Raw genomic sequence first — 26,664 nt, 5'->3', positions numbered from 1 at the left:
CTCTGTCATCCCGGGAGGGGGTCGCGACCCTGCCACGTGCAGATGCAGGCCTCGTTGCCCTCGGCGTCGGCGAGGATCCAGAAGGCGGGGGCCCTGTCGTCGGAGACGAGCCAGCCGCCCGCGGCGAGGGCCCGCTCGATGCGGCCGGGCGCCTCGTCATGGGCGACGGTGACGTCGAGGTGGATCCGGTTGCGCTGCGGCCGTGGCTCGTCCATCTGCTGGAACCACACCGCCGGGCCGAGCCGCAGCGGGTCCTGGAGGTCGTCGCGGGCGACGACGTCCCAGCCGAGCACGGCGTCCCAGAAGGGCCGGACCGCGTCGATGTTCATCGCGTCGATCGCGATCTCGACGACTGTCAGCGTGCCCGGCTCGGAGGGCAGGCCCAGCTCCGCGACCAGGGCGTCCACGTCGCGCGCCAGGGCGACGTCGTCGTCGGTGACGCCGCCCACGGACGGGGTCGACACGGCCAGATGCACGACGTCCCCGCGCACGTCGAGGTCGGGACCGCGACCGCGTGCCGCCGTCAGCTCGCCCACGCGCGCGACGAAGGCGAACGCCGATGCGGTGTCGGGCGCCCGGACGGTGAGGTGCATGCGCTGGAGCAGGAACCGCCACTGGGGCAGGGCATCGGACGCCGCCTGGCGGGAGAGCTTGTCGGCCATGGCCCGACCGTAGCCCCGGGCACCGACGACGCGCGCGTCACCGCAGGCGTATGCCGCGTGAGCCGCTCGTCGTCGACGCTCCGTCGCGGGGTGGTGGCGACGTGGTGCCGCGCACGACGAGGTGGGGCTCGAGGACGACGTCGACGGCATGCGTGCGCCCGTCATCGAGGCGTTGGGTCGCAGCCTCGATCGCTGCGACGGCCATGGCCTCGGGGGCCTGGCTGACGCTCGTGAGGTCGACCGTGGCGAGTCGCGCGATGGGGCTGTCGTCGTAGCCGACCACCGCGACGTCCCCGGGGACGGCGACCCCGTCGCGGCGGAGGCGGTCGAGCAGGCCGAGGGCGACGCGGTCGTTGAACGCGACGACCGCGGACGGCATACGCGATGGGCCACCCGTGGCCTCTCGACGGTCCGGAGGGGGCACATCGTGGCCTCTCGACGGTTGGAGCGGGTGGAGGAGGTGGGCGGCGGCGGAGCCGGCCTCCTCGTCACCCCCGCCCTCGACGACGAGCGCGTGGTCGACGAGCCCGAGTCGCTTCAGGGCGCGGCGGTAGCCCTGGCGGCGGACCGTGGCGATGGGTCCGCGCGGGCCGTCGACGTAGGCGATGTCGCGGTGGCCGAGCCCGGCGAGGTGCTCGACGGCGAGGCCGACGCCGACGTCGTCGGCCGCGCGCACGACGTCGACCCCGGCGGCCTGGGCGCGGCGGCCGATGGCGACGACGTGGTGCTCCTCGGCGAGAGCCGCCAGCTCGGGGTCGGTCAGGCGCGGACCGAGCAGGAGCAGCGCCTCGCAGCGGAAGTCCAGGAGCGACTCGACGGCTCGACGCTCGTCGCGGGTGCGCGTCAGGGGGCTGACGACGATGTCGTAGCCGCGCTCGTCGGCGGCGGCCTGGAGGTCCTCGAGGAGCTCGGCGTGGAAGCTGCTGCGGACGTCCATCGTCACCCCGAGCAGCTGCGTGCGACGGCGGGCGAGCAGGCTCGCCGTGCGGTCGGCGCGGTAGCCGAGGTCGCGCGCCGCCTCGAGCACCGCCTCCCTCGTCGCGGCGCTGGGGCCGGGCCGGCCGCGCAGGACGAGAGACACCGAGGCCGTGCTGACCCGGGCCCGCGCAGCGACGTCCTCGAGGCGGGGACGCGAGGGACGGGACGGCATACGACTCCTTGGTTCGACGAGCTCACGACACTTTGTCAGGACAAAGTGTTGACAGGGGCGGGACGGGCTCCGCACACTGGTGCCATCGTAGCCTTAAAGCGCTTTAAAGCCTGGCTCCGACCCTGACCGAGATGTCCAGAGAGGCACATCCCATGACCGAGTCACCCATCGGCGTCGCCGTCATCGGCGCCGGCATGGCGGGCCGCGCACACTGCGCCGGCTACCGCACCGCCCCGACGCTGTTCGACCCGCCGCTGCCGCGCATCCGGTATGCCGCCGTCGTCGACGCGAACGAGGCCGTCGCAAAGGACGCGGCCGGCCGCTACGGCTACGAGCGGCACGGCACCGACTGGCGCGAGCTGCTCGACGCCGACGACGTCCAGGTCGTCAGCGTCGTCGTCGCCAACCACCTGCACCGCGAGATCGTCGAGGCGCTGCTCGCCGCCGGCAAGCACGTGCTCTGCGAGAAGCCGCTGGCCGCGAGCCTCGAGGACGCCCGCGCCATGGTCGCCACCGCCGAGGCCCACCCCGATTTCGTCAGCGGGGTCGGCTTCGTCTACCGGCGCCAACCGGCCGTCGCCGCCATCCGCGACCTCGTGGTCGGCGAGCTCGGCGAGGTCTCGCACTTCAACGGGCGCTACTGGTGCGACTACGCCCGCAGCGCCGAGACCCCGATGGCCTGGCGCTACAAGGGCGGTCCCGGCACCGGCGCCCTCGCCGACATCGGCAGCCACCTCATAGACCTCGCCGAGTTCGTCTGCGGCCCGATGACCTCCGTCAGCGGCGGGGCCTTCACGACGAAGGTCACCGAGCGCGCCGTTCCGCTCGGCACGACCTACGGCCACGCCAAAGCCGAGCTGTCCGACGTGCGCGAGCCCGTCGAGAACGACGACGTGGCGACCTTCACGGCCCACTTCGCGTCCGGCGCCGTCGGCACGTTCTCCATCTCGCGCATCGCCCCCGGCCACGCGAACTCGCTCGCCTTCGACCTCATGGCCGAGCACGGCGCCGCGAAGTGGGACATGGACCGGCCGGCCGAGTTCTCCGTCATCCGGCAGCTGCGCGGTGACGGCCTGGACGGCTACAACCAGGTGCTCGCCGGGCCGGCGCACCCCTACGTCAAGGGCGGCCTGCCGATGGACTTCCCCGGCTGCTCCTACGGCGTCGGCGACCTCTTCGGCTACCAGGCGCGGGCCTTCCTCGAGCAGGTCGCCGGCATCGAGGGTGGCCTGCCGAAGGTCGCCGCCTTCGACGACGGCGTGCGCGACCTCACCGTCATCGACGCCGTCGCGCGCTCTGCCGCAGCCGGCGGCGCCACCATCCCGCTCAGCTGAGTCCCCCACCACCCCAACCACCTCCGGAAGACGAAGGAACGACCAATGCAGCTCGGTGCCTACAACGCCTGCCTCGCCGACAAGACCCTCCCCGAGGCCCTCGACCTCATCAAGGGCCTCGGCCTGACGAGTGTCGAGATCAACTCCGGCGGCTTCCTGCCGCCCATCCACCTGCCGGTCGACGACCTCCGCGCGAGCGAGCAGGCCCGACAGGACTACCTCGGCGAGTTCAGCTCGCGCGGACTGACCCTGACCGCCCTCAACTGCAACGGCAACCCGCTGCACCCGGCCGCCGGCTTCCCGCACTCGCAGGACCTTATCGACTCCATCGAGCTCGCCGCGCTCCTCGGCGTCAAGCGCGTCATCACGATGTCGGGCGCCCCCGGTGGCGAGCCGGGCACCTCTGTCCCCGTGTGGAACCCGCTCCCCTGGTGGAGCCCGTTCCTCGACGTGCAGGACCACCAGTGGAGCGTCGCCGTGCCCTACTGGAAGGACGTCCAGGCCCGCGCCGCCGCGGCCGACGTGCGCGTCGCCATCGAGATGCACCCGGGCAACATCGTCTTCAACCCCCGCACGCTCCACCGTCTCGTCGAGGAGACGAACGCGACGCACGTCGGCGCCGAGATGGACCCCAGTCACCTCTTCTGGCAGGGCATCGACCCCGTGCTCGCGGTCGCAGACCTCGGCGAGCTCGTCTACGTGGCCGCAGCCAAGGACACCCGCATCAACGAGGCCGCCAAGGTCAACGGCGTCATCGACGACAGCTTCTACCGTGTCGCCGAGGGCGAGAAGGGCTACCTCCCGCTCGGTGGTGGCACGACCCTGAGCGGCTGGCCGAAGAGCCCGTCGTGGGACTTCGTCGCCGTCGGCCGCGGCCACGACACCGCCTACTGGACCGAGTTCCTCCGCGCGCTGCACAAGGTCGACCCCGACCTGCCGGTCAACATCGAGCACGAGGACCAGGAGCTCGACCAGCTCGAGGGCCTGCGCTTCGCAGCCAACACCCTCATCGAGGCCGAGAAGGGCATCTGATCGCGATGTCGAAGGTCGTGGCGCAGCCGCTGCGCATCGGCGTCCTCGGCGCCGCACGCATCGCACCGCTCTCGCTCGTCGAGCCCGCCGCGGCCACGGGGCACCGCCTCGTGGCCGTGGCGGCCCGCGACGTCGCGCGGGCCCGCGCCTTCGCCGACGAGCACGGCGTCGAGCGGGTCCTTGAGTCGTATGCCGCCGTGCTGGCGGATCCCGACGTCGAGGTCGTCTACAACCCGCTGCCCAACTCGCTCCACGCGGAGTGGAACGTCCGCGCAGCCGAGGCGGGCAAGCACGTGCTCGCCGAGAAGCCGTCGGCGCTCGACGCGGACGAGGCGCGGCGGGTTCGGGACGCGGTGGCGGCATCCGGCGTCGTCTTCATGGAGGCCTTCCACTTCCCGTACCACCCCCTGATGCGTCGCCTGTGCGCCCTGCTCGACCAGTCGGCCGTCGGCGAGGTCCGGCACGTCCAGGCGATCCTCCGGATGCCGGCTCCGCCGGACGGCGACCCCCGGTGGTCCCGCGAGCTCGGGGGCGGCGCCACGACGGACCTCGGCTGCTACAGCATCGCGGCGCTGCGGCTGCTCGGTCGCTTCGTCGGTGGGGAGCCGCGACTCGTCGGCGCCCGCCGCGAGGACCGGGCCGGGCGTCCCGGCGTCGACGAGCGGCTCTTCCTCGAGGTCGCCTACCCCAGCGGGGCCACGGGCAGCGGCGGCAGCGACATGGACTCGGCCGAACGCGACATGGCCCTGACCGTGACCGGCGACGCCGGCGAGATCGTCGTGCCGATGTTCGCCGTGCCGCACGAGGACGACTCGCTCGTGGTCCGGCGCCACGGCGAGCCCGAGGTCGTCGAGCACCTCGGCACCCGGACGAGCTACACCTACCAGCTCGAGGCGTTCGCCAGCGCGGTGCGCAACGGTCGCGCCGTCACGACCGACGCCGACTGGGCGGTCGGCAACGCCCAGCTCATCGACGCCGCGTTCGTCGCCGCCTCGACGCCCGCAGCGACCACCGCCTCGGCCTCCGCCCCAGCAAAGGGTTGAGGTGTACCCGCCGCAGGAGCTGCGGCGGGTACACCTCAGACGGGTGGTCGGGACGGGATCAGCCGTTCCAGTGGATCTCCCACGTCGTGTTGTCGCCGTGCTGCTGGGTCCAGAACGTGCGCCAGGCCGGCGACGTCGTGGGCTGGGGCAGCTTGGCGCCGAGCAGACCGCCGACCGAGGCGTCACCGTCGGAGACGTGGATGCCGGTGATCTCGTTGTCACCGTCGTTGTAGGACGGGCCGCTCATCGAGTCGAACGTCGCCGACGCGTCGCGACCCTCGGCGAGGAAGCGGACCGGGCGGGGAGCGCGACCGCGGCCCGCGGCATACGACCCCTCGTCCTCACGGCTGTCACCGAGGTTGAAGACGTAGCCGGAGTCGAGCGCGTTGCGCTGGGCGTGCAGGCCGTCGCCGGCGTCCTCGACGACGAGCAGGTCGTCCCTGGTGGCGAAGGAGATGTTGTCGAAGCCGGTGTGCTCCTGGTCTCCGACGGCGGCGATGGAGATGCGCCCGGTGTCGGCGCTCGGGCTCTTCTGCGAGATGCGGAAGACGCCGCCGTACGCGCCGGGCAGCGTGCTCGACGTGCTCGTGTCGCCCGTCTCGGTGAAGTAGAACTCCTTGAAGCCGGTGCCGGGACGGAAGACGCCGTTCTCGGGGCGCTTCATCGGCGTCGCGTCAGCGGCCTTCGCGGCGGCCGTGGCGTCGAAGGCCTCGGTCGTCCCTGTGTGGATCGTGACCCACCTCGTCGCGAACGAGGAGCCGTATGCGTGCAGCTGGCTGATGAACGTGTCCGACGGGTTCGCCTGCAGCGCAGCGGTGGTCGCGGGGGTGCCGTCCTTGCGCTCGATCTGCAGGGCCTGCAGGGTGCCGCCCTTCGTCAGGTCGGTCCTGTCGGTGGGGACGAAGCGGTAGACGAAGCTGTTGGGCACCTTGCCGCCGCTCACGCCCTTGCCGCCGATGTCCTCGACGATCCACACGTTGCCGTCGGAGTCGTTCTGGATGCCCTCGAAGCCGCCGGAACCGAGGGCCGTGAGCCGGGTGGCCCTGCCCCCGTCGACCGGGTCGCCGTTGGCGTCGAGGCGGACGGCGAAGACGCCACCCTTGGGGGCGCTCGACTCGGCCGTGAGCAGCAGCTGCTGGGTGAAGGGGTCCCACGTGATGCCGTCGATCGTCGGGTAGGCGCTCCCCGCGGTGTCGGTGTCCGAGATGAGCGTGACCCGCTTGAGGGGGTCGCTCTCGTCGAGGTCGATGCGCGTGGCGTAGCCGCGCGGGCCGATCTCGTGGCCCTGGTAGAGGTAGTGCCTGCCACCGAGGACGAGGTAGACGTTCTTGTCGGGCTCCGTCTTGTGGGCCTCGTTCTTCGTCTGCGTCAGCGGCGCGCCGTCGAGGGTGTTGTAGCCGTAGTGCGTGACCCCGTTGGCGGCGTCGGGGTTGGTCAGGGGCAGGTTGCCCCAGGCGACGGACGTCTCGCTCGCGGACGGCGTGAGGACGTTGTCCTGGATGCCGGACCGGGGGTTGGCGTGCGGCACGTTGGCGACGGGCAGGCCGTCGTGCGCGTCGGCGGAGGTGCCGCCGAGGGCGAAGGCGGCGACCGCGGCGAGCGTGCCGACGAGACCCGCCTTGACGATGCTGCTGTTGGGCGTGTTCACGGAGTTGCCTCTCATGCGTTTGGAGGGTGAGTCCGGGTGAGTTGCCAGACAGCGCAACACTTTCCGCCGATTCTGGGAGAAGCCTTCGGATTGCGTTAACTCTGCGGAAGATCGAGCGGAGCAGCCGGTGAAGTCTCGGCGACCGGGCGGGTGCCGGCTCCGGGCTCCGGGAGGGTACGTGTGGGGCATGGCGATCGACACTGCCGTGCGGCACCGGCGGCCCTACCGCGGCTCGCACCTCATCACCCGGCTCGTCGGCCCGTTGACGATCGGGGCCCTCGTCCTCGCGTTCGCGCTGCTCTGGCTCGTCGCTCGGCCGGTCGGTGACGTCGGCCAGTTCGTCGGCCAGCTCATCGGGGCCGAGGGGGTGCTGCTCCTCTCGGTCGGGCTCGTGCTCATCAGCACCCTGCGCTGGGTCGAGCAGTTCTTCGACGGCGTCGACAAGGCGGCCGTCTGGCACCGGCGGGTCGCGATCGTGGGCACGATCCTCATCGGCGTCCACATCGCCTCGACCGGCAACCGCCACCCCTCGCAGCTGGGACCGACCCTGGGCACCATCGGCATCGTCGGTCTCGCGACCCTCACCGTGTGGGCCATCGCCCCGCGCTGGCGCTCCATCACGCCGCGTCCGCTGCGCTCGGCGGTGGAGCGAGTCATGCAGACCGCGCCGGTCCGGCTCGTCGGCCGGTGGGTCGGCAGCTACGGCCTCTGGCGCGGGTTCCACCGGCTCACGGGTGTCTTCCTCGGGTTCGGCTTCGTCCACGGCCTCATGGACGCGACCCTCTTCGGCTCGTCCCTGCTGCGCTGGTCCTACGTCGCCGTCGGTGGGGTCGGCCTCGCCTTCTACCTCTACCGCGAGCTGCTCGCCCGTCACGTCGCCCAGACCCACGACTACCAGGTGTCCTCGGTGGCACCCATCGACGACGCGGCCCACGAGATCTGGCTGCGGCCGCTCGGCGAGCGCTTCGCCTTCCGCCCAGGGCAGTTCGCACTGGTCAACCTCGAGGCCCGCGACGGGTGGCACCGCCACCCCTTCACCATCGCCAGCGCCCCGCAGGAGAAGGAGGTCCGCATCACCGTGCGCGCCCTCGGCGACTTCACCTCGAGCATCGGCGAGCTCGTCGCACCCGGTATGCCGGCCGTCATCAGCAGCCCCCAGGGCCACTTCGACTTCAAACGGGGCACCGAGCACCAGGTGTGGATCGCCGGCGGCATCGGGGTCGCTCCGATGCTGAGCTGGCTGCGCTCCGCCGTGCCGGGCGAGCTGCCGCACCGCGTCGACTTCTTCTACACCGCTCGCGGGCCCGCCCCGCTCGCCGACGAGGTCAGCCACCTTGCCGAGCACCACGACGAGATGCACCTCCACCTCGTCGACACCGCCACCGATCCCCGGCTGAGCACCGAGCACGTCCTGGCGACCGTCGGTGTCGAGCCCCGGCAGCTGTCGGCGTTCCTCTGCGGGCCCGAGACGATGGTCAACGCCCTGCAGCGCGACCTCGTGCGCGCCGGGGTGAAGCCCGCCAACGTCCACCGCGAGTTCTACAACCTGCGCTGACTCCCACGCCGGCAACGGGACCTTCGGCCCTCTCTCGCAGCGCCCCGGAGCGGGATGCTGGAGCCAGGAGGCGCGTCATGGTCAGTCCGTCCGGTCCCAGCCCGTCCAGCAGCCCCTCGTCCGGTGGGGGTCCCCGCGACCAGGCGCCGCTGACCCGCGCCTGGATCTCCGTCGCCCTCGTGCCCGTCTTCTTCTTCGTCGCGTTCGCGGCGGCGCAGGGCATCTACGCGATGACCGGCTACGACCCGAGCGCCGGGGCGACGCCGCCGCTCTGGGCCGATCTCGTCGCCGGCATCCCGGCTCTGCTCATCCTCTCCCTGCCCTGCGCGGGTGCCGTCGTCTACGGCCTGAGGGCCTGGCGGGAGGGCACCCGCGCAGGGTTCGTGCCGGTGGTGCTCGGCGGCCTCGTGGCCATCGCCGGCATCCTCCTCGTCATCCTCCAGTGAGCCGACCACCGGTTTGAGGTATCCCCGCCGCTGAATCTGCGGCGGGGATACCTCAACCGGGTGGCGCCGCCCGCGCCACCGGCGCTACTGGCCCTCGGAGCCCTTGGGCTGCGCTCCGGCCGTCGTCGCCGGCTTCGTGCCGCCCTGGCTCGGCGGCGACCCGGTCCCCCCGGCGCCCGTCGTGGCACTCGTGCCCGTGTCGGGCGCGACCGTGGACGGCGCCGTGGACTTGCCGACACCACCCGGACCGTTCGCGTCACCACCGGTCGCCGCGGATGACCCACCCGTCTGGTTGGCGGCCACCGGGCTCGCTGCCTGAGGTGTCGCGCCGGCTCCCTTGTCGGCGACCTCGAACTTGAGCCGCTTGCCCACGCCGAAGCCGAGCTTGACCGCCTTGAGCTTGCCGTCCTCGAGCTCGAACTCGAGGACCGGCCGCGAGTCGAGCCGGTTGAAGAACTTCGCCTTGCGCTCCTGGTAGGTGTTGAGGTTCTTGAGCAGCGACAAGGTCACCCGGCCCCGGAACGTGTCGGAGTTCTTGGCGAAGAAGCCCAGCAGCTTGGTCGACTGCTCCTGCGTGATCGGGTCGCCGTCCGGCTTGAGCGAGGCGATCGTGCGCAGGACCGAGACGGCGTCGGCGTTGGCCCGGTTGGGCACGCGGCCGTCGCGGTCGACGTAGCCGATCGGGTCGGACTGCCCGTAGGTGTAGGCCGTCGTCAGCGTCGGGTTCGCCACCAGGGCCGTCGGGTCGTCGGTGAGGATCGGGTCGACGGTGAGGAAGCGCGCCTGCTGCGTCGAGTACCACCGGTCCCCGAAGTTGACGAGGTTGTGGTCCTCGTCGACGTAGCCGCCGGCGTACTGCCACGGGGTGCGGAAGATCGTGCTGTCCTCCTTGATCCACACCGCTCCGGTCGGGAAGTACTCCTGGTGCTGGAAGACCGTGCCGACACGGTCGGTGACGATGTTCGTGCTGCCCTGGAGGTCCTTGTGCATGAAGTAGACCTTCTGGGCGAAGGTGTCACCGGTCGTCGTCATGTTGACGGCGAGGCGGTCGTTCCCGGCCCAGATGTTCTTCAGCATCGTGCCGTTGCGGACCGTCACCCACGGGTTGACGTAGTAGGTGACGCCCTGCTCCTTGATCTCGACGGCGAGCTGGCCCGCGTAGTCGTAGACGTAGCTCGTCACCTTGCGCCCGTTGCCCTTGGCGTTGTTGTCGACGATGTCGGTGAGCTTGCCCGCCCAGTCCCACGTCATGTTGCGGATCATGTCGGGGTTGGTGACGGTCGTCTGCTCGCCGTCCGAGTCGTACGCGTACGTCTCGGTGCGCTTGTTGAGCGAGTCGACCACCTTGGTCGCCTGGTTCGGCTTGGCGGCGTCGTAGGTGTAGGCGCTGCGGTCGAAGGTGTTGGCGAGGACGGTGGCCTCCTTGCACTTGCTCGTGCACCCGGTGTCGACCGTCCAGTCACGCTGGGTCATGCGGGTCACCTTGCTCGTCGCGTCGTCGAGCGCCGCCGACCACGTGTAGTTGCGCGTCGTCTTGGGCGCGTAGTCCCACGTGCCGCTGGCCGCGCGCAGGCGGTAGCGCCCGTCGTAGCTGTAGGCCTGCGTCGTCGGGCCGCCGAAGAGCGATGGCACGTCGGGCGGCAGCTGGTTCCGCACCGAGAGCACGTTGCCGACGAGGTCGTAGGCGTACTTCAGGTTCATCAGCAGCCGCGTCCCGTCGGGCGACATCGCCGACCGGCCGGTGAGACGCCTCGTGTCGACGTCGCGGTAGGTCGTGTCGACGACGCCGTCGCCGGTCTGGCGCTGCGAGGTCTGGCCGTAGACGTCGTAGCGCTGGTTGTCGAGGTAGCTGTGCACGCACGGCACGGCGACGTCGACGCGCACGGTGGCGCCCGAGGCGTGCGGAGCCGCGGTGGGCGTCAGCACGGTGCCGTTGATGCCGCGCTCGACCGTGTAGTCGAATGTGCCGGGCACGGTCCCTGGAGTCCGCGCGGTGACGTTGAGCTGCTCGCCGTCGAGCCGGATCGTGAACGGCAGCGTCGGGTTCCAGCTCGAGGCCGGGTCGCCGTGCTGGTACTCGGTGACGGTGATGGTCGTCGCGGTGGCGTCGACCGAGTTCGTCAGCAGGCCCAGCTCGGTGCAGCTGCTCGTGCCGACGACGCGCTTGAGCCGTCCGCCCGTGTCGTAGTCGTTGCGCACGGTCTCCCCGTCGGGCAGCGAGACGCTCGCGAGCCGGCCGAGCCAGTCGTTGTCGTAGCTCGTCGTGAACGGGCCCGTGTTGGGGTGCGGCCCGGTCATCGTCGTGACGTCCTGGGCGAGGCGCCCGTTGACGTCGTACCCGAACGTCTGCGTGCGCGCCTTGTCCTCGACGTGGACCATCTTGCCGGCGGCGTTGGCCGCCATGGAGTGGCCGAGGTAGCCGCCGTAGTCCATGGTGACGGGCTTCTCGCCGGGGTAGGTGATGGAGGTCATGAGGCCGAAGTCGAAGCCGAAGACGGTCCTGACGTTGCCCTCCTCGCGCAGCACGGGGCTCTGCTCGGAGGTCTTGTTGCCGGCGAGGTCGTAGGTCCACTGGACGAGCCCGCCGTCGGGGGTCGTCGTCGAGGTCCTGCGGCCGAGCAGGTCGTAGGTGTGCGTCGTCACGAGACCGCCGGGCGAGCTGACGGTGAGCAGCTGGCCGAGCCGGTCGTAGGCGTACGTCGTGAAGAGGGACGTGCCCGTGGCCGTGCGGTCCTCGCTGCGGATGACGTTGTCGTGCGCGTCGAGCCACGTCTTCGTGTGGCGACCGAGCGGGTCGGTGACGTCGGTCGTCGCGACGGTGCCGAAGCCGCCGTAGGCCTCGTGGGCGTATGCCGTGAGCGTCGTCGCGCCGTTGGAGAGCCTCTCGGACGTGGTGCGGTCGAGGGCGTCGAAGCTCGTGATCGTCGCCTCGCCGTAGGTGGGGTTGCTCGTGTCGACGGTGTAGTCCGCGAGGGTCGAGCCGGTCTGGAGGAACGGCTTCCACTGGTGCACGGTCCGGCCGAGACCGTCGACGTCCGAGCCTCCCTCGGCGGCGAACCCGGACCCGCTGACGCCGGTGACGGGGTCGTAGACCTGGGCGTCGCGCTTGCGTCCGGTGACACGTCCCGAGCCGTCGGCATACGTCGCCGTGTCGATGGTCGTGCCCGGGTTGAACTCGTCGGTGTGGGTCACCGTCGCGTACGGGTACTGCGCGTCGTCCGGGTGGTAGGCGAAGGTCGCGACGCCGCCGTCGGGTGAGGTGATGGTGCGCACCCGGCTGAAGGCGTCGTAGGTGTAGGACGTCACGTTGCCGTTGGCGTCGGTGCGGGTCCTGACGCGCCCGGTGGGCCCGTCGAAGGCGGCCGTCGAGGTCAGGCCGACGGCGTTGCCCGTCGGGTCCTGGTCGTCCTCGATGAACGCCCGGGTCGTGTCGGCCGGGTCGGTGCCCGCGGGGTCGCCGGAGCCCGTCAGGGCGTAGTCGGTGACGGTGCCGACGTTCGCGTGGTTCGCGTCGTCGTAGACGTAGCGGACGGCATACCGCTTGCCCTTGGCGTCGGGCGGCATGACGATCCGGTTGTAGCTGCCCCACTGGTCGTAGGTCAGCCTGGTCTCGGCGTAGGTCGCCGGCGTGGACCCGCTTGCGGGAGTAACGACCTCACGCTGGACGGTGACCGAGTTGTTGTCGCAGTAGGCGGTGTTGCCGCTGCGGGAGCGCAGCACGGTCCCGTCGGGCGCCGTGACGGTGACGCCGACCGGCTGGCTGTCCCAGGTCTGGCAGTTCGTCGCCGCCCAGAAGGGCGCCTTGGCCGCCGGCGTGTACTTCAGCGTCGAGCCGCAGCCGAAGAAGACGTTCATGTCCTCCGACGTGCTCGTCTCACAGTTGGCGTAGGCGATGTCGACGACGGTGTCGTCGGTGGTCGGCGTCGACAGGCCGCTGTCGACGATCCGGACCGGGTTGCCGAGGCGGTCGTAGGCGTACGACATGGTCGTCGTCTGCTGGAGCGATCCGCCCGAGTACCAGTCCTGCTCGACCTTCGAGACCTGTGGCGTGGCGCGGAGCGCGAGCAGCTGCTCGACGGTGGCGGCGCCGAGGTCGAGCGGGGCGTAGCCGCCTCCGGCCGCGGTGCGGTCGAGGTCGCCCAAGGTCCACGTCGTGCGGGTGCGCTGCATGACGGGACCGCTCGTCGTGCCGTCGTAGACGGTCGTCTCGTACTCCAGCCCCGACTCGAAGACGGAGCCGTTGCGGTACTTGTGCTGCGTCGTGCGCACCTTGTCGGTCGTCACCGGGTGCTCGACGTCGGCGCTGTGGTCGTAGGAGACGTAGTGCTCGCTGACGGTCACCGAGTCGTAGCCGAGGTCGGTGCGGCCCACGAAGTCCTGGGCGGTGGCGCCGTAGGAGATCGTGCTGTGGCGCTCGGCGATGCCGTCCGCGCCACGGCTGGACTTCACGGCGACGTCGTCGAGCACCCACTGGCTGTCGGGGTGGCTCGTCGTGTTGCCGTCGCGGTGGTAGTCGAGGCCGATGGTCCCGCCGAGCGGGGTCGTCACGGTCTTGAGCAGGTTGGTGCGGCCCTGGGTGTTGAGGGCGACCTTGATGTCGGAGGAGCCCTTGACCCGCGAGACGGAGTCGGCGTAGCCGTCGCCGTTGACGTCGGTGAGGTCGACGTCGGTGGAGGTCATGCTGTTCTCGTAGTGGCCGCCGGGGTTGAGGATGAGGTAGCAGGCGACGAGGCAGAGCGGGATGCCCACGGTGACGTCGGCGCCACCGCCGATGCTCTCGGAGCTGTCCTGCCGGATCTGGGGCTTGCCGGCGACGTTGATGACGCCGAGCACGTTGAAGTCCGACTTCTGGTGCGTGCCGTAGACGGCCTGGTCGACGAGTCCGGTGCCGTTGCTGAAGGCGACCTTGACGTTGCCGTTGTCGCTGTAGACGGCGTCGAGCAGGCCGTCGCCGTTGACGTCGTCCCACGAGACGTTGGGCAGGTCGACGTTGGAGTTGGCCGCGACACCGCCGGCGAACCCGCCGTTGTCGATGTTGAAGCCGAGGCTCGCGCCGACGGAGCCGCTGTAGGAGTTCGTCGAGCTGAACGAGCTGACGGTCCAGCGGAACTGGGGCGTGAAGGAGTGCCCGAGGTTGAGCTGCACCCGGATCTCGTCGTCGTCGACGGTGATCCGGTCTGGCAGTCCGTCGCCGTTGATGTCGCTCAGGGTCTCCTGCACCGGGATGGTCGCGTCGCGCGGGACCTTCTTGAGCGCAGCGTCGTCCTGGTGGGTGTTCTGCGACGTCGGGTTGGTGAAGCTCGCGCCCGCGCCGATGGACCCGCCGATGTTGGCACCGTAGGAGGTGTCGGAGGCGCTGCTGCCCTTGGTGGAGGAGCTGCCCTTCGTCGAGTTGGTCGTGCCCTTGTTGTTGCCGGAGATGCCGATCGGGGCACCGCCGAAGCCGCCGGAGACGGCGAGCGTCGTCGAGGAGTCGACGACCCCGACGCCACCGCCGGTGCACGCGACGCGCGCCTTGGCCGGGCCGCACTCCTGGGAGCCGCGGGCGTTGGTGTAGGTCACCGAGTCGGGACGCACGGTGTCGGGGTAACCGTCGCCGTTCATGTCGAGGAAGTCGACGAGGCTGCGGCTCCAGCCGGCGGCGAAGCTGCCGCCGAGCGGGCCGACCCCGGCCATGAGCATGAAGATCGGTCCGGTCTCACCGAGCAGGTTCGGGGCACGCGTGCCCCCGCTGGCCGCCGCGCCGGTGATCGGCAGGTCCTCGCCGAAGCGGGCCGAGCCGGTCAGGCCGGCGTCGCCGGCGTAGATCTTGGCCTTGGGCCCCTGCCAGCGCTGCACCAAGGTGTCGGGGTCGACGACGGCGGTGTAGGCGAAGGCCTTGGGGATGTTGGCGGTCGCCTTGCTCGTGTCGAGCTCCGGCGGCGCGCCCGAGCCCGGCGGGTAGTTGCCGAAGCCGGTGTCGTTGACCGTCGTGTCGGTCGGGCAGGACCCGCCGAACATCGCCTGGCAGGCGTCGTCCTTGTTGTCGTAGGGGTCGCCGGACGCCGTCGTCGTGCGGAAGTCCGCCTCGTCGAGGGCCGTCGTGGCTCGGGCGCCCGTGGCGGTGTAGCCGGCGGCCGCCCAGCCGCGGTAGGCGACGGGGAAGTAGCCCTGCGGGCCCGCCCAGTTGACCGTCTGCGGGACGTCCTCGGACTTGTCGACGGAGCTCTCGGTCCACTTCATCGTCAGGTCGATCCCGCTGACGTGGGAGGACAGCCCGGCGTTGCGCATCGTCACGTCGAACCAGTAGCCCGTGCCGTTGGAGAGCGCGAGGTCGGGGAGCGAGGCGGTGAAGGCGCCGCCACCCGACGGGACGGCATACGCCGCCTTGTAGACGAGCCCGGCCGAGGTCTTGGCGGTGACGATGACCTCGCCGCCGGGGTTGTCGGCGTCACGGGTGCCGGTGAGGGTCGGCGTGACGGTGCGGCCGAGCGTCGAGGACCAGGCGCTCGCCGGGCCGCCGCGCGTGCTCAGCGGGTAGGTGTCGAGGTCCATGTGCGGCGTGACCGTCGTCTTCGACGCGTCGCAGCTGCCGCCGCTGAGGAAGCACAGCTTGCCCGCCTCGACCCACGTGATGGTGGAGAGGTCGACCGGGCTGTCGACGAGCACGCGCGTGCGCACGGAGTCGTATGCCGTGACGACGCCGTTCGCGTCCTTGACCGGTGCCGCGACGGTCGGGTCCGCAGTGATGCGGAAGCGGCCGGTCTCCGTCTGGCCGATGACGGCCAGGCGCGCGGTGGCGGCGGCCTGCGTGGCGAAGCAGCCGAAGCTCGTCGTCGGGTCGGCGACGCACCACTGGCCACCGTTCTGGCTCACCGTCTTGACACGCGTCGCGTCGGTCGCGCCAGTCGAGGTGATCGGTGTGACCGTCACCGGCGTGGTCGCCACGGCCTTCGTCGTGCCGCTGCGCACGGCGACCTCGGGGCGCAGGTCGTCGGTCGTGGCGGCGGTCTTGTCCAGCGCCGCGCTGAAGTGCGCGGTGCCGCCGTTGCTGACGGAGGTGAACACGTCGGGGCGGCCGGCGAGGGTGAAGTCGTCGGCGAGGGAGTAGCTGCGCTGGTCGAGGCCGTTGGCGTCGGGAGCCGACCCACCGGCATACGTGATCGTCGCGTCCCACGTGACGGTGTCGCCGTTGCCCTTCGGGCGCGACCCCGCACGGAAGTAGAGGGACTGGCCGTTGTCGACGTGGACGGTCTGCGCGGCGGGCTGCCACGTCGGGGACGCCGCGCTGACGCTCGCGCTGGCGAGCTCGGTGCCGCCCTGCTGCATGGCGACGCGGACGGAGCCGCCGGCGGAGTCCGGCACCGGGGTGCCGAGGGTCGCCTTGGCGGCCACCGTGACGTCGCCGGCGAAGGGTGCGGTCCAGCGGCGCACGGTGTCGATCGGCGGCACGGCCTCACGGAGGCGGTCGACCATGGCCTCGAAGGCCGGGTCGCTGACGGGCACGGTCTGCGGCGTCAGGGGGACGCGGGTCTGCGCGTCGGAGGCGTCGAAGGTGGGCTGGCAGGCCTCGACCCCGGTCTTCGTCGGGTCGCAGACGAGGTGGTTGAAGAGGACCTGGGTGCCGCTCACGAGGTCGACGAGGCCGTCGCCGTTGGCGTCGGTGAAGTAGCTGTCGACCCAGCTCCACTGGCCGCCGACGTTGAAGACGCCGTAGACGCCGAAGTAGGCCTCGATGCCGCCCTGGATGCCGATGGTGCGCTGGACGGGCAGGTCGGAGAAGCCGGAGAGGGCGTGCATCGGGCCGAAGGTGAGGTCGGCCGTGAGCGATGTCGTGGGACGGCTCGTGTTGAGCTGGTAGCGGATCTGGCCCGACGGTCCGGTGCCCGAGATCGCCTCGCGGTAGACCTTGTCGGGCAGGGCGTCGCCGTTGAGGTCCATGAACTCGATGACGGAGCGGTTCCTCGTGCCGTTCATGGCGAACGAGCCGCCGACCGACCCGGTCTTCTCCGGGTCGGCGAGGTTGAAGCCGACGTAGATCTTGCCGTCACCGGCGTCGGTCATCGAGGAGCCGAGGCCGCTCAGCTTCTGGTTGATGTAGGCCGCCGTGCCGCCGCTCGAGGGGTTGGCCCCGGTGTCCCACTTGGCAGCGGTGTCGAAGCCGCTCCCGGCCGTGGCGACGTCGTCGAAGTAGGCGAAGGTGTGCTTGAGTCCCGTTGCAGGACAGTCGGACAGGCCGTTGCAGCCGATCTGGGTGACGGACCGCAGCCGCGTCTTGCCGAAGTGCGGGTCTGCGTCGTAGCCCAGGGTGTAGCGCGTGACGACGTTGCCCGTCTTGCGGTAGACGACGTCGATGTTCGTGAGGACGTCCTGGTCGAGGTCGAGCACGCCGCCACGGCCGTCGAGAACGGCGTCGGTGCGCGCGCCTGGGGTGCGCACGAAGCGCACCTCGTAGGCGGGGTCCTCGGGCTCGCCGCTGACCGTGCTGGCGGCGGTGTAGAGGATGTTGCTGAGGTAGACGTGCTTCGGGCAGACCTGTCCGCCGGGGCAGCTCGCTCCCGGGGCCAGGGCGACCCAGCCGGTGGGCTTGGTGTCGTCCTGCTTGTAGGTGACGGTGTCGTAGACGTAGCGGAACATGTTGACGCCGATGTCGCGCTTGGCGGTGAGGAACCAGCGCACGCCGTTTCCGTTCGCGTCCGTGAGGATGCCCTTGGGGTCGCGGCTGCGGTCGTCGACGCCGGCCTGCGTGCCGGCCTCGCCGAGGGGGCCGCCACTGTCGGGGGTGCCCCCGTAGTAGCGGATGTTGCCCTGCTTGTCGCGCACCTCCCACCAGTAGTTGCTCGGCTTGTCGCCGTGGCGGATGACCTGCTCGAACTCCGTCTCGACCTTGCGCGTGAAGTCCTGGCGCTCGGCGATGCGCGGCTCGAGGACGGCCTTGACGGCGTTGGGCACGAGGGCGTCGCCGTCGAGGGTGTAGGACTCGCTCTCGACGTTGCCGCACGGCGGGCTCTTCGTCGTGCCGTCGCAGAAGCGCGGGGCACCGAAGGAGGTGTCGACCGCGACCTCGGGCGCGGCCAGGTCCCAGCCGAGCCCGGCCCACGACGGACCGCCCTCGGAGCTGTAGCTGAGGCTGACGTCGGGCGTCATGCCGCGGCCCTTGGGCAGCTCGATGGGGTAGGTCAGCTCGGCCGTGCCGCTCGGGTTCGCCTCCGGTGGCGTCATCTGCGACAGGCCCTCGGTGACGTTCGCGTAGAGCAGGTCGGCGGTGGACCCGTCACCGATCTCCTGCGGTGTCGTCGGGGCGATGCCGGGCAGCGTCGAGTCGATGATGCCCCCTCCCGGACTGCCGGCCACCGCCATCGGGATCGCCGTCGTCAGCGCCAGCAGGGCCGCCAGCACGACGGCCCAGAAGCTGCGGCGTCGGTGCTGCGAGGGGTGGGCGTGGTCTACAAGACGGCGTGAGGGCATGGCGAGGCTCCCGGTTGCTACTCCCCGAGTCACACGGGCCCCGAGGTGGGTGGGCCCGCGAGGGGCCACGGCTCGTGGAGCAGCCGCAGCGGCATGCACGTCCCCTGAAGGGACGCAGGTGGGGTCGGCGAGGGGCGGCCTGGAGTGAGGGGTCGTCCGGGCGTCGGCCAGGATCGGCGTTCGGCGGTACGGCAGATCACGCTATTGGTCCGTCGCCGAGGATGTGCGGGAAACGACGAACTTCGGTCACGTCTGCGCGAATTCGACGGAATCAGTTGTCGTGGCCGCCGAATTCGCGGATTCGTGCGGCCGCAGAGGGCTGCCCGCGGACACTCTCTGTCCAACGTTGCGACCAACCGGGGCTTGCCTTGGAGCGCGCTCCAACACCTAGCGTCGCTGGAATGACCGAGACCTTCCCCCTCGCAGACCGCACCGTCCGACGCGTCGGCTTCGGCGCCATGCAGCTCCCCGGCCCTGGCGTCATGGGGCCACCCCGGGACCGCGCCGAGGCGCTGCGCGTGCTGCGCCGCGCCGTCGAGCTCGGCGTCGACCACATCGACACCGCCCAGTTCTACGGGCCCGACGTGAGCAACGAGCTCATCCGCGAGGCCCTCCACCCGTATGCCGCCGACCTGGCCCTCGTCTCCAAGGTGGGCGCCCGCCGCGACGCCTCCGGCGCGTGGCTGCCGGCGCAGAAGCCGGCCGAGCTGCGCGCCGACGTCGAGGAGAACCTCCGCTCGCTCGGCGTCGACCACCTGACCGCGGTGAACCTGCGCCGGATGGACGAGCACGCCGCTGCCGCGGAGGGCGCCGACGACGTGCCTCTCGAGGACCAGGTCGCCGAGCTCGCCGCGTTGCGCGACGAGGGCAAGATCGCAGGCGTCGGCCTGTCGACCGTCTCGGCGACGGATCTCGCTGCGGCGCAGGCGATCACGGAGATCGTCTGCGTGCAGAACCCGTTCAGTCTCGTCGACCAGGCGGATGTCGAGGTGCTCGACGCGTGCACCGCCGCCGGCATCGCCTACGTGCCGTACTTCCCGCTCGGCTCGGCCTTCCCGCACCTGCCGAAGGTCGTCGACCAACCGGCCGTCCAGGCGGTCGCTGCTCGTCGGGGCGTGCCCGCGGCGCGAGTGGGCTTGGCCTGGCTGCTCGCCCGCGCCGACAACGTCCTGCTGATCCCGGGCACGTCGTCTGTCGCCCACCTCGAGGAGAACATGGCTGTCGCCGACCTCGAGCTCACCGACGACGACCTCTCGGAGCTGTCGACGGTCGCGGCCTGAGGCTGCCCACGTCGGTGGGAGACCGGCCGGGTGACCGGTCGGTCTCCCGCCCACCGGGGGCTGCTGCGGCGGACGGTGCCTCGGCCCGTCATCGGGCCGGTCGACGGCCGGCTGCTCATGCACTACTTCGACCGCCGCGGTGTCCACCGGGTCTACGAGGTGGCCGTCGAGGGCCGCCGGTGGCGCTACTGGCGCGACGACCCCGGTTTCCAGCAGTCCTTCACGGCCCGGTCAGAGGAAGTCGGCCGGGTCGAAGTCCTCGATGGCGATGACCCGGATGCGCGGCAGGGACTCCCTGAAGGCCTGGATGTCGTACTCGAGGTCGAACGTGGCCAGACCCTGGGTCGTCAGCTCGAGGAACGCGTTGCTGCGGAACTCCTGGAACCCGACGACACCCACCCGACGACCGTCGAGCAGGTCACCCACCTGCTCGACGAAGTCGCCGTCGTTGCTGACCAGGAGCACGTCGGCCCGGCGGTGACGGATCTCGGTCAGCGTCCGCTGGATGGCGATGTCGACGACCTTCTCGCCCACCGCGCCCGACAGCGGGACCGGCCGGTAGCCGATCGCCATCAGGGCCTGGACGAACGGCATCGGGAGCTCGTTGTTCGCGGCGAGGAAGAAGAGCCCGGCCGCCGGCTGCCCCCACAGCTCCTCCGCGAACTGCAGGAGCCGTTCCCATCGCGGGCGCTCCTCCGGCCGCGGGCGTCGTCCGAGGATCGAGGCGCCGAGCGTGGCGTCGATGTTCTCCCCGTCGACGAGCACGTACGTGATGCGAGGAGCGTCAGCCATGACAGGGAGCCTACGTCCACGTGGCGCCGGCGCCGGGCGAAGCCGGCCGGCTCACCGACCGTCGCCGGAGAGCAGGGCGAGGAAACGCTCTGCGTCGCCGGTCCGGGGGATGTTGTTGAACATGACGTACGGCTTCGGTCGGCCGTCGACGAGGTCCCGCAGCCGGCGCAGCTCGTCATCGGTGTGGACGTGGCGCCAGCCGGTCGTGTCGTGCAGCCGGTAGTAGGTCTGCTCCGGCGTCACCGTCTCGGTCTGCATCGGGTCCACGACGTGCACCAGGTCCAGCTCGGCGCAGAGCTCCTTGAGCAGCGACGTGGGCCACTTCCCGCGGGGCTCCCAGAGCAGGCGGCCGGCCGGCCGCTCCACCTGCGACACGAAGTCCCGCAGTCGCTGGACGTTCTCCTTCGTCGGGCGGAAGCTCGACGGGCACTGGAACAGCACCGCGGTCGCCTTCAGGATCCGGGCGCACTCCAGAGTCCGTTCCCAACCGGCCAGGACCTCGGGCGTCGTCCGGAACCCTCCCACCTGCCCGTGGGCGCTCTCCGGCAGCGGCTGCTTCAGCCGACGGTAGGTGGGGCTGCTGGACTCGTGCGTGACGATCTGCCACGCCTTCATCGTGAACTCGAAGTCGGCCGGCACCTGGGTGCGCCAACGCGTCAGCACGGCATCCGTCGGCGGGTCGTAGAACGTGTTCTGGACCTCGACGACGGGGAAGCGCCGCACGTACGACGCCTGCGAGACCGTCCATCCGCACAGCCCGACCCGAACGTCCACCGGGTCCACCGGGTCCACCGGGTCACCCATCCCGGCGCCGGCGCGCTCGAGCCGCCGTCCTGTGCAGCGTGAGGTGGGCCATGCCGCCGATTCTGCCCCAGTCCGGGACGGCCCCGGCGTTCCGGGGAGGCCCCGTCCTACGGCCAGTCGGCGGTGAAGTAGGCGATCACCAGGGCACAGAGCGAGACTCCCACGAGCACGGCACCGACCCTGGTCTGGTTGGTCCGGCGCCGGTTCAGGTCGTGGCCGGCCCGGTCCGGTCCCGACTGGGAGGCCCACACGATCAGCCCGAGGCCGAGCAGGAGCATGGCGCCGATGCCGACCCAGAAGTACGTCATCCGTGCACAGGCAGGCCGGCCCACCCGTCAAGCTCTCCACACGCCAGCGGCCCAGCTGTCATGAACCGATGGTCCCATGGTGACGGACCACGTCGAGAGCGCAGCACCTCCCGGAAGGACGAACCGCCATGGACACCGCACCCCGACCCACCCCACAGGGCAACCTTCAAGGGCGCGCCCTCGTGCTCGGGGGCGCCGGAGCCGCCGGCAACGCCTGGGAGCTCGGCCTCGTCGCCGGCCTCGCCGAGGGCGGCGTCGACCTCACCGAGGCCGACCTCGTCATCGGCACCTCGGCCGGCGCCACCGTGGCCGCCCAGATCACCTCCGGCACAGCGCCGTCGCAGCTGTATGCCGCCATCCTCGCCGAGCGGCCGCCGCCCCCGCCCCGAGACGGGGCACCACCCCGTCCCCGCACGCCGCAGGTCTCGGCACCCGGCTACCTCGAGTGGTCCGACGCCATCATCGCCTCGGCGCAGGACCCGGCCGACATGCGACGCAGGCTGGGTGCGGCCGCCCTCGAGAGGCACGCGGCCGAGGGCTCACCGTCGACGCGGTGGCGTGACATCGTGGCGGCGCGGCTGCCCAGCCACGAGTGGCCGATGCAGCGGGTGCTCATCCCGGCCGTCGACGCCCACACCGGCGAGCCCGTCGTCTTCGACCGGCACAGCGGCATCGACCTCGTCGACGCCGTCGCGGCCAGCACGTCGGCCATGACGCCGTATGCCATCGGTGAGCGGAGCTACCTCAACGGCGGCTACCGCCGGAGCGAGAACGCCGACCTGGCCACAGGACTCGGCCGCGTCGTCGTGCTGTCTCCCTTCAGCGGACGCACCCGCATGCCGGCCGCCTGGGGCATGGACCTCGCAACGCAGGTCGCCGAGCTGCGCGCCGGGGGCAGCGCGGTCCGGACGGTCTACCCCGATGCCGGGGCCGGGGACGTCTTCGGCGCCAACGCGCTCGACCCCTCGACCCGGCTGCCGGCGGCACGTGGCGGCTACGAGCAGGGCCGAGCCCTCGCCGCGTCGCTCGCGGACTTCTGGCGCTGACCGCTCGCGCGACGCCCGGGACACTCCGACCGCACCTGCGTGCGGCCTGTGTCGTCGCGCGCACAGACAGCGGCCCCACCTCCCGGCATCGTCGGAGTCGGAGGCAGCCACGCCTCCGACTCCGCTGGGGAGAGCGACACCATGACCACCTCGACCACACGCAGACGCACGACCGTCGCAGCCATGCTGACCCTCGGCCTCGGGCTCGGAGCCGCCCTGTCGGCCTGCACGTCCGCGACCGGCACGGCCTCCACGACGGCCACCACACGGCATACGACCACGGCGGTCCCGGGGACGGCAGGGGGTGCGGCGAGCACGGCACTCGAGCCGGAGCGCGACGTCACCGTCACCGGTCGACACTTCAAGGCGCGGTGCGCCGGCACCGGGCCGTCCGTGGTCCTGGTCGCCGACTACGGCCAGTCGATGGACGAGGCGTGGGACACGCTCCCGCAGACGCTCGCGTCGAGCGGAAGGGTCTGTGTCTACGACCGGCTCGGGGTGGGACGCAGCGACCCGCCGCCCGAACGGCAGACCTTCGCGACCCTCGCCGCCGACCTCGACGGCCTCATCTCCGCGCTGGGCCTGACGCGTCCCGTCGTCGCCGTCGGCCGCTCGATGGGCGCCCCGATCGTGCTGTCGTGGGCGAGCAGCCACCGCTCCGACGCGCGCGCGGTCGTGCTGCTCGACCCGATGCCTCCCGGCTACTTCGGCCCGGACGGGATCTTCGTGAAGCTGTTGCCGCCCAAGGACCCCGGAGACCCCGAGCTCGGCAACCTGTGGGCCGATCTCGACCGCTTCAACGACCCGGCGACCAACAGGGAGAGCCTCGACCCGAGGTCGTGGACCACGTATGCGCGACTCGCGCCGACGTCGGTGCCGCTCTACGACCTCGTCGAGGCGCAGTCCCAGCCCCAGTCGTGGCCGGCGGCGGTCGACGCCAGGAAGGTCGAGGCGGCCTGGCGAGCGTCGCAGCGTCGGGTGCTCGCCCTGTCGTCGGCCTCCGAGATGGTCGGCGTTCCGACGGCGGACGACGTGCCGAGCGCGATCAGGATGACCCTCGACCGTGCCCTTCGACCCTGACGCGCAGCTGGACGCCCAGGAGGTCGCCCAACCGGGCGACCTCTTGCTCGATGCCCTCGGCGGCCGGCGCGCGGTCGGCCCACGTGACCGTCAGCTCGTCGTGCTTCCTCGCCCAGGTGCCACGGACGACGCCGCCGGCGAGCACCGGGTTGGCCTTGCGGGTCACGGCCTCGCGCAGGGGCGGCGGGATGACGTGGACGTCCTTGGTGCCGGCGCCCATGACCCACTGGTCGTGACCCGGCAGGAGGCGCACGACCTCGGACGGCGTTGCGGCAGTGAGCGACTCGACGTCCTGACGCATGGCGTAGGCCGTCGTACCCTCGATGTCGACCGGCACCAGACCGTCGCCCAGGCCGGCGATCCACCGGTCGAGCCGCCGGCGTCCGGCGGACAGGCCGTTGCCGAGCCAGTAGTGGACTCGGTCCAGGGTGGCCGGGCCGTAGCTGCGGAAGTAGGCGGCGACGGCGCGCGGTCCGGCGTCCTCGAGGTCGGGGATGCCCGCCCACCGCTCGTTGCGGTCGAGCCGCTGGAAGGTGATCCGGCCGTCGCGCAGCGGACCGAGGCTGAGGTCGCCCTGCCACGAGAGCGGCTTCAGGAGCGTCCACGGTCCCTCGTCGAAGACCGTCCTGAGGTGGGCGTATGCCGGGTGCCTCGTCAGCGCGTCCCCGAGCTCCGTGACCGTCAGGGATGCGTCGCCGAGCGCCTCACGCACCGCCGCGCGGAAGTCCGGCCAGTCCTGCGGCCCGAGCCGGTAGTGGTCGACCCAGCTCTTCAGCTCCCACTGGCGGCCGGCCGACCGGAGCGCCAGGTAGATGCCGGCGTCCTCCGGCGCGAGATAGTGCACCGCGCCGCGGTAGGCGAAGGCCTTGATGACGCTCCCGTCCGCCACGGCCGCCGCCAGGTCGCCCGGGCGCGCCGTCGAGCTCCGGGTGCAGACCGCGAGGTCGGCGAGGGAGTCGTCCATCGAGAGCACGGCTCCGAGCCGGCGCACGACGTCGGCCGCAGGCGCTGCCCCGGTCGGATCGAGCAGCTGTCGCTCCATCCGCCAGGCCAGCGCCTGCGGCCAGGTGGCCGTGGCCTCGGGTGTGGCTTCGCGTGTCACCCCTGTCGAGGTCGTCATCCCTGCATGGTGGCACCGCTCCCGGACGGAAGGCGTCCGGAGAGGCAGCGGGTCAGCTGGCCTCGACCTCGGTGCTGACGGCCGGCGCGCGGGACGAGGACTGCTTGGTCAGCTCGCCGTCGCTGGACACCGTGGCCGTGTGCCACGTGACCGGCCCGAGCGACGACGTGCGCGGGTCCCCGCTCGTGCCGTCGGACGACTGGCCGTCCATCACGAGGTCGCGGGTGGCCTCCGAGCCGGACTCCGTCTGGGAGCCGATGTAGATGACCGCCTGCGGCTCGTTCTGGATGAGCGAGACGTCGGTGCAGATGTTGAGCGGCGAGCCCCAGCCGACCGTGACGACGAAGGTCACGCCGTGGTTCGGGTCGAAGGGCGGACCGTGCGGCGTCACGTTGTCGACGGTGATCGAGGCCGCCCCGACGAAGCGCTGGGCACTGTTGTCGGCGAGCTTCTGGCCGCCCGTGACGTACTCGCTCGCGGAGACGGCGACGACGGAGTCCGCGCTCAGGGCCCCCCAGTTGAGGTTGACCACGTTGCGGCCCGGGTTCATCCTCCAGTAGATGCGAACGGACATGGGCACTGCTCCTTCGTAGAAGTCGAGGGGGAAGGGGTTGTCGGGGTTGGGACCGGGAAGGGTCCAGCTGTGCACGGAGCCATCGGGATTCGTGCGCGGGAAGTGCGCGTCGAGCAGCGCCTTGAAGGCCGGGAACGGGTCGTCGGTGCGGCCGGTGAGGTTGCGGTAGACGCCCGCGAGCGTCGGCGCAGCGGCGGCGATGACCCGCTTGATGTCGTAGCCGAGCTGGTACGACAGGTAGTTGATGAAGAGCGTCGCGCACCCGCTCTTCTCGTCCGGCGCATGGTCGTGCTCGTCGATGCTGTTGACGTAGTCGAGCCGGTCGCTGTTGATCCAGAAACGGGCCGTGTCGAAGCCGGGCTCGTTGAACCCCAGGCCCGTTCGTCTGAGGAACTCGGCCGAGAGGACGCGTGACAGCCCCTCACCGGCGGAACCCTCGTTGCTGCCGTCGCTGGCGAACCAGCCCCGGTTCTGGGCGAGCATGAGCATCTCGACGACCTCGGCGACGAGCAGGTAGCGCACGACGTCGAGCCCGGAGCCGTTGCCGGGCCGGAGCGAGATGGGAGGTCCCCACGAGGCGCCGGCGTAGCCTCCCGGCACGATGTTGACCTGGATGGGGAGTGAGTACGGCAGCGCGATGCCACCGAACCAATCGGACATGATCTGGTAGTCCGCCTCGCACACGTTCATCAGGGCCTGAGCCCGCTGGAGGCCGTCAGCGCTCGACAACGAGGTGTCGTAGCTGATCGTGTAGTGCGTGGTGGAGCCGACTGTGGAGAGAGTCATGCCGGTCAGAGGCGCGCCGGATCGGCGCTGATACGCAGCCTCGGCTGTGCGAAACTCGAGACGATGCAGACACGCTCGGGAGACTTCGTGTTGACCACCGACGAGCTGCGCGCCGTCGCTACGTATGCCGTCGCGTGCGCCGAGCCGGCCCTCGTGATCTTCCAGCGGGCGCACCCCGACGACCCTCGCCCGGCTGCCGCCCTGGACGCCGCCCGCGTCTTCGCCCAGGGCGCACCCCGGTCGCGTCTCCAGCGGACGGCGGCGACCGAGGCCCACCGCGCAGCCAAGGAGGCGTCGACCGAGCCGGCCCGGCACGCGGCGACCGCTGCGGGGCATGCGGCCGCCGCGGCATACCTCCACCCACTCGCCAAGGCGACGCAGGTGCGCCACATCCTCGGGGCAGCGACGCACGCCGCACGGGCGGCCGAGCTCGCGCGTGGCGACGACCCCGTCGTCGCGGAGTACGTCGTCACCGCCGCGGCCAAGCGCGCGACCCCGGTGGTCCTCGACGTGCTGAGCCGCTATCCGCGAGCACCCCACGGGCGCAGTCGAACTGC

At 71.3% G+C, this 26,664-nt stretch carries 17 protein-coding genes and 1 pseudogene; 9 read left to right on the top strand and 9 right to left on the bottom strand.

Annotated features, from left to right (window positions below; all coding sequences use genetic code 11):
* Positions 1-5: 5 nt before the first annotated feature.
* Both ABD297_RS12620 and ABD297_RS12615 read right to left on the bottom strand, forming a co-directional pair.
* Complete coding sequence (locus tag ABD297_RS12620) at positions 6-662, bottom strand: VOC family protein (protein ID WP_344255296.1); 657 nt, start codon at positions 660-662, stop codon at positions 6-8.
* Between the two features lie 37 nt (positions 663-699).
* Positions 700-1,812, bottom strand: coding sequence for a LacI family DNA-binding transcriptional regulator (locus ABD297_RS12615; RefSeq protein ID WP_344255295.1), 1,113 nt, complete (start codon positions 1,810-1,812; stop codon positions 700-702).
* A 152-nt stretch (positions 1,813-1,964) separates the two neighbouring features.
* On the opposite strand from ABD297_RS12615, the gene ABD297_RS12610 reads away from it, so the two are divergent.
* Genes ABD297_RS12610 through ABD297_RS12600 form a run of 3 tightly spaced genes read left to right on the top strand, consistent with a single transcriptional unit; the run spans position 1,965 to position 5,221 of the window.
* Entirely contained in the window at positions 1,965-3,146 is a 1,182-nt protein-coding gene (locus tag ABD297_RS12610; RefSeq protein WP_344255294.1) for a Gfo/Idh/MocA family protein, read from the top strand.
* A gap of 45 nt (positions 3,147-3,191) precedes the next feature.
* A complete protein-coding gene (locus ABD297_RS12605; protein ID WP_344255293.1) occupies positions 3,192-4,178 on the top strand; it encodes a sugar phosphate isomerase/epimerase family protein in 987 nt (328 codons plus the stop codon).
* Positions 4,179-4,183: 5 nt separating this feature from the next.
* The gene (locus tag ABD297_RS12600; RefSeq protein ID WP_344255292.1) at positions 4,184-5,221 is read left to right on the top strand and encodes a Gfo/Idh/MocA family protein; all 1,038 of its coding nucleotides are present in this window, start codon (positions 4,184-4,186) and stop codon (positions 5,219-5,221) included.
* Between the two features lie 58 nt (positions 5,222-5,279).
* Here ABD297_RS12600 and ABD297_RS12595 read toward each other — a convergent pair whose 3' ends face one another.
* Positions 5,280-6,884 carry an alkaline phosphatase PhoX gene (locus tag ABD297_RS12595; protein ID WP_344255291.1) on the bottom strand — a complete coding sequence of 535 codons (1,605 nt, stop codon included), beginning with the start codon at positions 6,882-6,884 and terminating at the stop codon, positions 5,280-5,282.
* 172 nt (positions 6,885-7,056) lie between these two features.
* On the opposite strand from ABD297_RS12595, the gene ABD297_RS12590 reads away from it, so the two are divergent.
* A complete protein-coding gene (locus ABD297_RS12590; RefSeq protein ID WP_344255290.1) occupies positions 7,057-8,424 on the top strand; it encodes a ferredoxin reductase family protein in 1,368 nt (455 codons plus the stop codon).
* 77 nt (positions 8,425-8,501) lie between these two features.
* Positions 8,502-8,870 carry a hypothetical protein gene (locus ABD297_RS12585; protein ID WP_344255289.1) on the top strand — a complete coding sequence of 123 codons (369 nt, stop codon included), beginning with the start codon at positions 8,502-8,504 and terminating at the stop codon, positions 8,868-8,870.
* 84 nt (positions 8,871-8,954) lie between these two features.
* Here ABD297_RS12585 and ABD297_RS12580 read toward each other — a convergent pair whose 3' ends face one another.
* Positions 8,955-18,317 carry a SpvB/TcaC N-terminal domain-containing protein gene (locus ABD297_RS12580; RefSeq protein WP_344255288.1) on the bottom strand — a complete coding sequence of 3,121 codons (9,363 nt, stop codon included), beginning with the start codon at positions 18,315-18,317 and terminating at the stop codon, positions 8,955-8,957.
* 401 nt (positions 18,318-18,718) lie between these two features.
* Here ABD297_RS12580 and ABD297_RS12575 point away from each other — a divergent pair, with 401 nt between their 5' ends.
* The gene (locus tag ABD297_RS12575; RefSeq protein WP_344255287.1) at positions 18,719-19,597 is read left to right on the top strand and encodes an oxidoreductase; all 879 of its coding nucleotides are present in this window, start codon (positions 18,719-18,721) and stop codon (positions 19,595-19,597) included.
* Between the two features lie 231 nt (positions 19,598-19,828).
* On the opposite strand, the gene ABD297_RS12570 is transcribed toward ABD297_RS12575, so the two are convergent.
* The 3 genes from ABD297_RS12570 to ABD297_RS12560 all read right to left on the bottom strand — a co-directional run bounded on the left by ABD297_RS12570 (position 19,829) and on the right by ABD297_RS12560 (position 21,501).
* A complete protein-coding gene (locus ABD297_RS12570) occupies positions 19,829-20,389 on the bottom strand; it encodes an NYN domain-containing protein (protein WP_344255286.1) in 561 nt (186 codons plus the stop codon).
* 51 nt (positions 20,390-20,440) lie between these two features.
* Entirely contained in the window at positions 20,441-21,181 is a 741-nt protein-coding gene (locus tag ABD297_RS12565; protein ID WP_344255285.1) for a DUF72 domain-containing protein, read from the bottom strand.
* Positions 21,182-21,300: 119 nt separating this feature from the next.
* Positions 21,301-21,501, bottom strand: a complete 201-nt coding sequence (locus tag ABD297_RS12560) for a hypothetical protein (RefSeq protein WP_344255284.1) — start codon at positions 21,499-21,501, stop codon at positions 21,301-21,303.
* Between the two features lie 128 nt (positions 21,502-21,629).
* Here ABD297_RS12560 and ABD297_RS12555 point away from each other — a divergent pair, with 128 nt between their 5' ends.
* Both ABD297_RS12555 and ABD297_RS12550 read left to right on the top strand, forming a co-directional pair.
* Positions 21,630-22,547 carry a patatin-like phospholipase family protein gene (locus ABD297_RS12555; RefSeq protein ID WP_344255283.1) on the top strand — a complete coding sequence of 306 codons (918 nt, stop codon included), beginning with the start codon at positions 21,630-21,632 and terminating at the stop codon, positions 22,545-22,547.
* Between the two features lie 141 nt (positions 22,548-22,688).
* Positions 22,689-23,627, top strand: a complete 939-nt coding sequence (locus ABD297_RS12550; protein ID WP_344255282.1) for an alpha/beta hydrolase — start codon at positions 22,689-22,691, stop codon at positions 23,625-23,627.
* Here ABD297_RS12550 and ABD297_RS12545 read toward each other — a convergent pair.
* Both ABD297_RS12545 and ABD297_RS12540 read right to left on the bottom strand, forming a co-directional pair.
* Positions 23,593-24,747, bottom strand: coding sequence for a DNA glycosylase AlkZ-like family protein (locus ABD297_RS12545; RefSeq protein ID WP_344255281.1), 1,155 nt, complete (start codon positions 24,745-24,747; stop codon positions 23,593-23,595). The genes ABD297_RS12550 and ABD297_RS12545 overlap by 35 nt on opposite strands.
* A 52-nt stretch (positions 24,748-24,799) precedes the next feature.
* Positions 24,800-26,107, bottom strand: a complete 1,308-nt coding sequence (locus ABD297_RS12540; RefSeq protein ID WP_344255280.1) for a hypothetical protein — start codon at positions 26,105-26,107, stop codon at positions 24,800-24,802.
* 63 nt (positions 26,108-26,170) lie between these two features.
* Here ABD297_RS12540 and ABD297_RS23715 point away from each other — a divergent pair.
* A pseudogene (locus tag ABD297_RS23715) lies at positions 26,171-26,557 on the top strand (putative immunity protein); the annotation flags it as partial.
* Between the last annotated feature and the right edge of the window lie 107 nt (positions 26,558-26,664).

The sequence above is a fragment of the Terrabacter carboxydivorans genome (genome assembly GCF_039532035.1).
Lineage (GTDB): Bacteria > Actinomycetota > Actinomycetes > Actinomycetales > Dermatophilaceae > Terrabacter > Terrabacter carboxydivorans.
Note: the sequence above shows the minus strand (reverse complement) of the source record. Positions and strands in the feature narration are given on the sequence as shown.

What these genes read in the sequence shown, in the direction of transcription:
- ABD297_RS12545 (WP_344255281.1), bottom strand. Translation starts at nt 24,747, where the DNA reads ATGACGACCTCGACAGGGGTGACACGCGAAGCCACACCCGAGGCCACG.
- ABD297_RS12540 (WP_344255280.1), bottom strand. Translation starts at nt 26,107, where the DNA reads ATGACTCTCTCCACAGTCGGCTCCACCACGCACTACACGATCAGCTAC.
- ABD297_RS12580 (WP_344255288.1), bottom strand. Translation starts at nt 18,317, where the DNA reads ATGCCCTCACGCCGTCTTGTAGACCACGCCCACCCCTCGCAGCACCGA.
- ABD297_RS12575 (WP_344255287.1), top strand. Translation starts at nt 18,719, where the DNA reads ATGACCGAGACCTTCCCCCTCGCAGACCGCACCGTCCGACGCGTCGGC.
- ABD297_RS12595 (WP_344255291.1), bottom strand. Translation starts at nt 6,884, where the DNA reads ATGAGAGGCAACTCCGTGAACACGCCCAACAGCAGCATCGTCAAGGCG.
- ABD297_RS12615 (WP_344255295.1), bottom strand. Translation starts at nt 1,812, where the DNA reads ATGCCGTCCCGTCCCTCGCGTCCCCGCCTCGAGGACGTCGCTGCGCGG.
- ABD297_RS12600 (WP_344255292.1), top strand. Translation starts at nt 4,184, where the DNA reads ATGTCGAAGGTCGTGGCGCAGCCGCTGCGCATCGGCGTCCTCGGCGCC.
- ABD297_RS12585 (WP_344255289.1), top strand. Translation starts at nt 8,502, where the DNA reads ATGGTCAGTCCGTCCGGTCCCAGCCCGTCCAGCAGCCCCTCGTCCGGT.
- ABD297_RS12560 (WP_344255284.1), bottom strand. Translation starts at nt 21,501, where the DNA reads ATGACGTACTTCTGGGTCGGCATCGGCGCCATGCTCCTGCTCGGCCTC.
- ABD297_RS12555 (WP_344255283.1), top strand. Translation starts at nt 21,630, where the DNA reads ATGGACACCGCACCCCGACCCACCCCACAGGGCAACCTTCAAGGGCGC.
- ABD297_RS12620 (WP_344255296.1), bottom strand. Translation starts at nt 662, where the DNA reads ATGGCCGACAAGCTCTCCCGCCAGGCGGCGTCCGATGCCCTGCCCCAG.
- ABD297_RS12605 (WP_344255293.1), top strand. Translation starts at nt 3,192, where the DNA reads ATGCAGCTCGGTGCCTACAACGCCTGCCTCGCCGACAAGACCCTCCCC.
- ABD297_RS12610 (WP_344255294.1), top strand. Translation starts at nt 1,965, where the DNA reads ATGACCGAGTCACCCATCGGCGTCGCCGTCATCGGCGCCGGCATGGCG.
- ABD297_RS12590 (WP_344255290.1), top strand. Translation starts at nt 7,057, where the DNA reads ATGGCGATCGACACTGCCGTGCGGCACCGGCGGCCCTACCGCGGCTCG.
- ABD297_RS12550 (WP_344255282.1), top strand. Translation starts at nt 22,689, where the DNA reads ATGACCACCTCGACCACACGCAGACGCACGACCGTCGCAGCCATGCTG.
- ABD297_RS12570 (WP_344255286.1), bottom strand. Translation starts at nt 20,389, where the DNA reads ATGGCTGACGCTCCTCGCATCACGTACGTGCTCGTCGACGGGGAGAAC.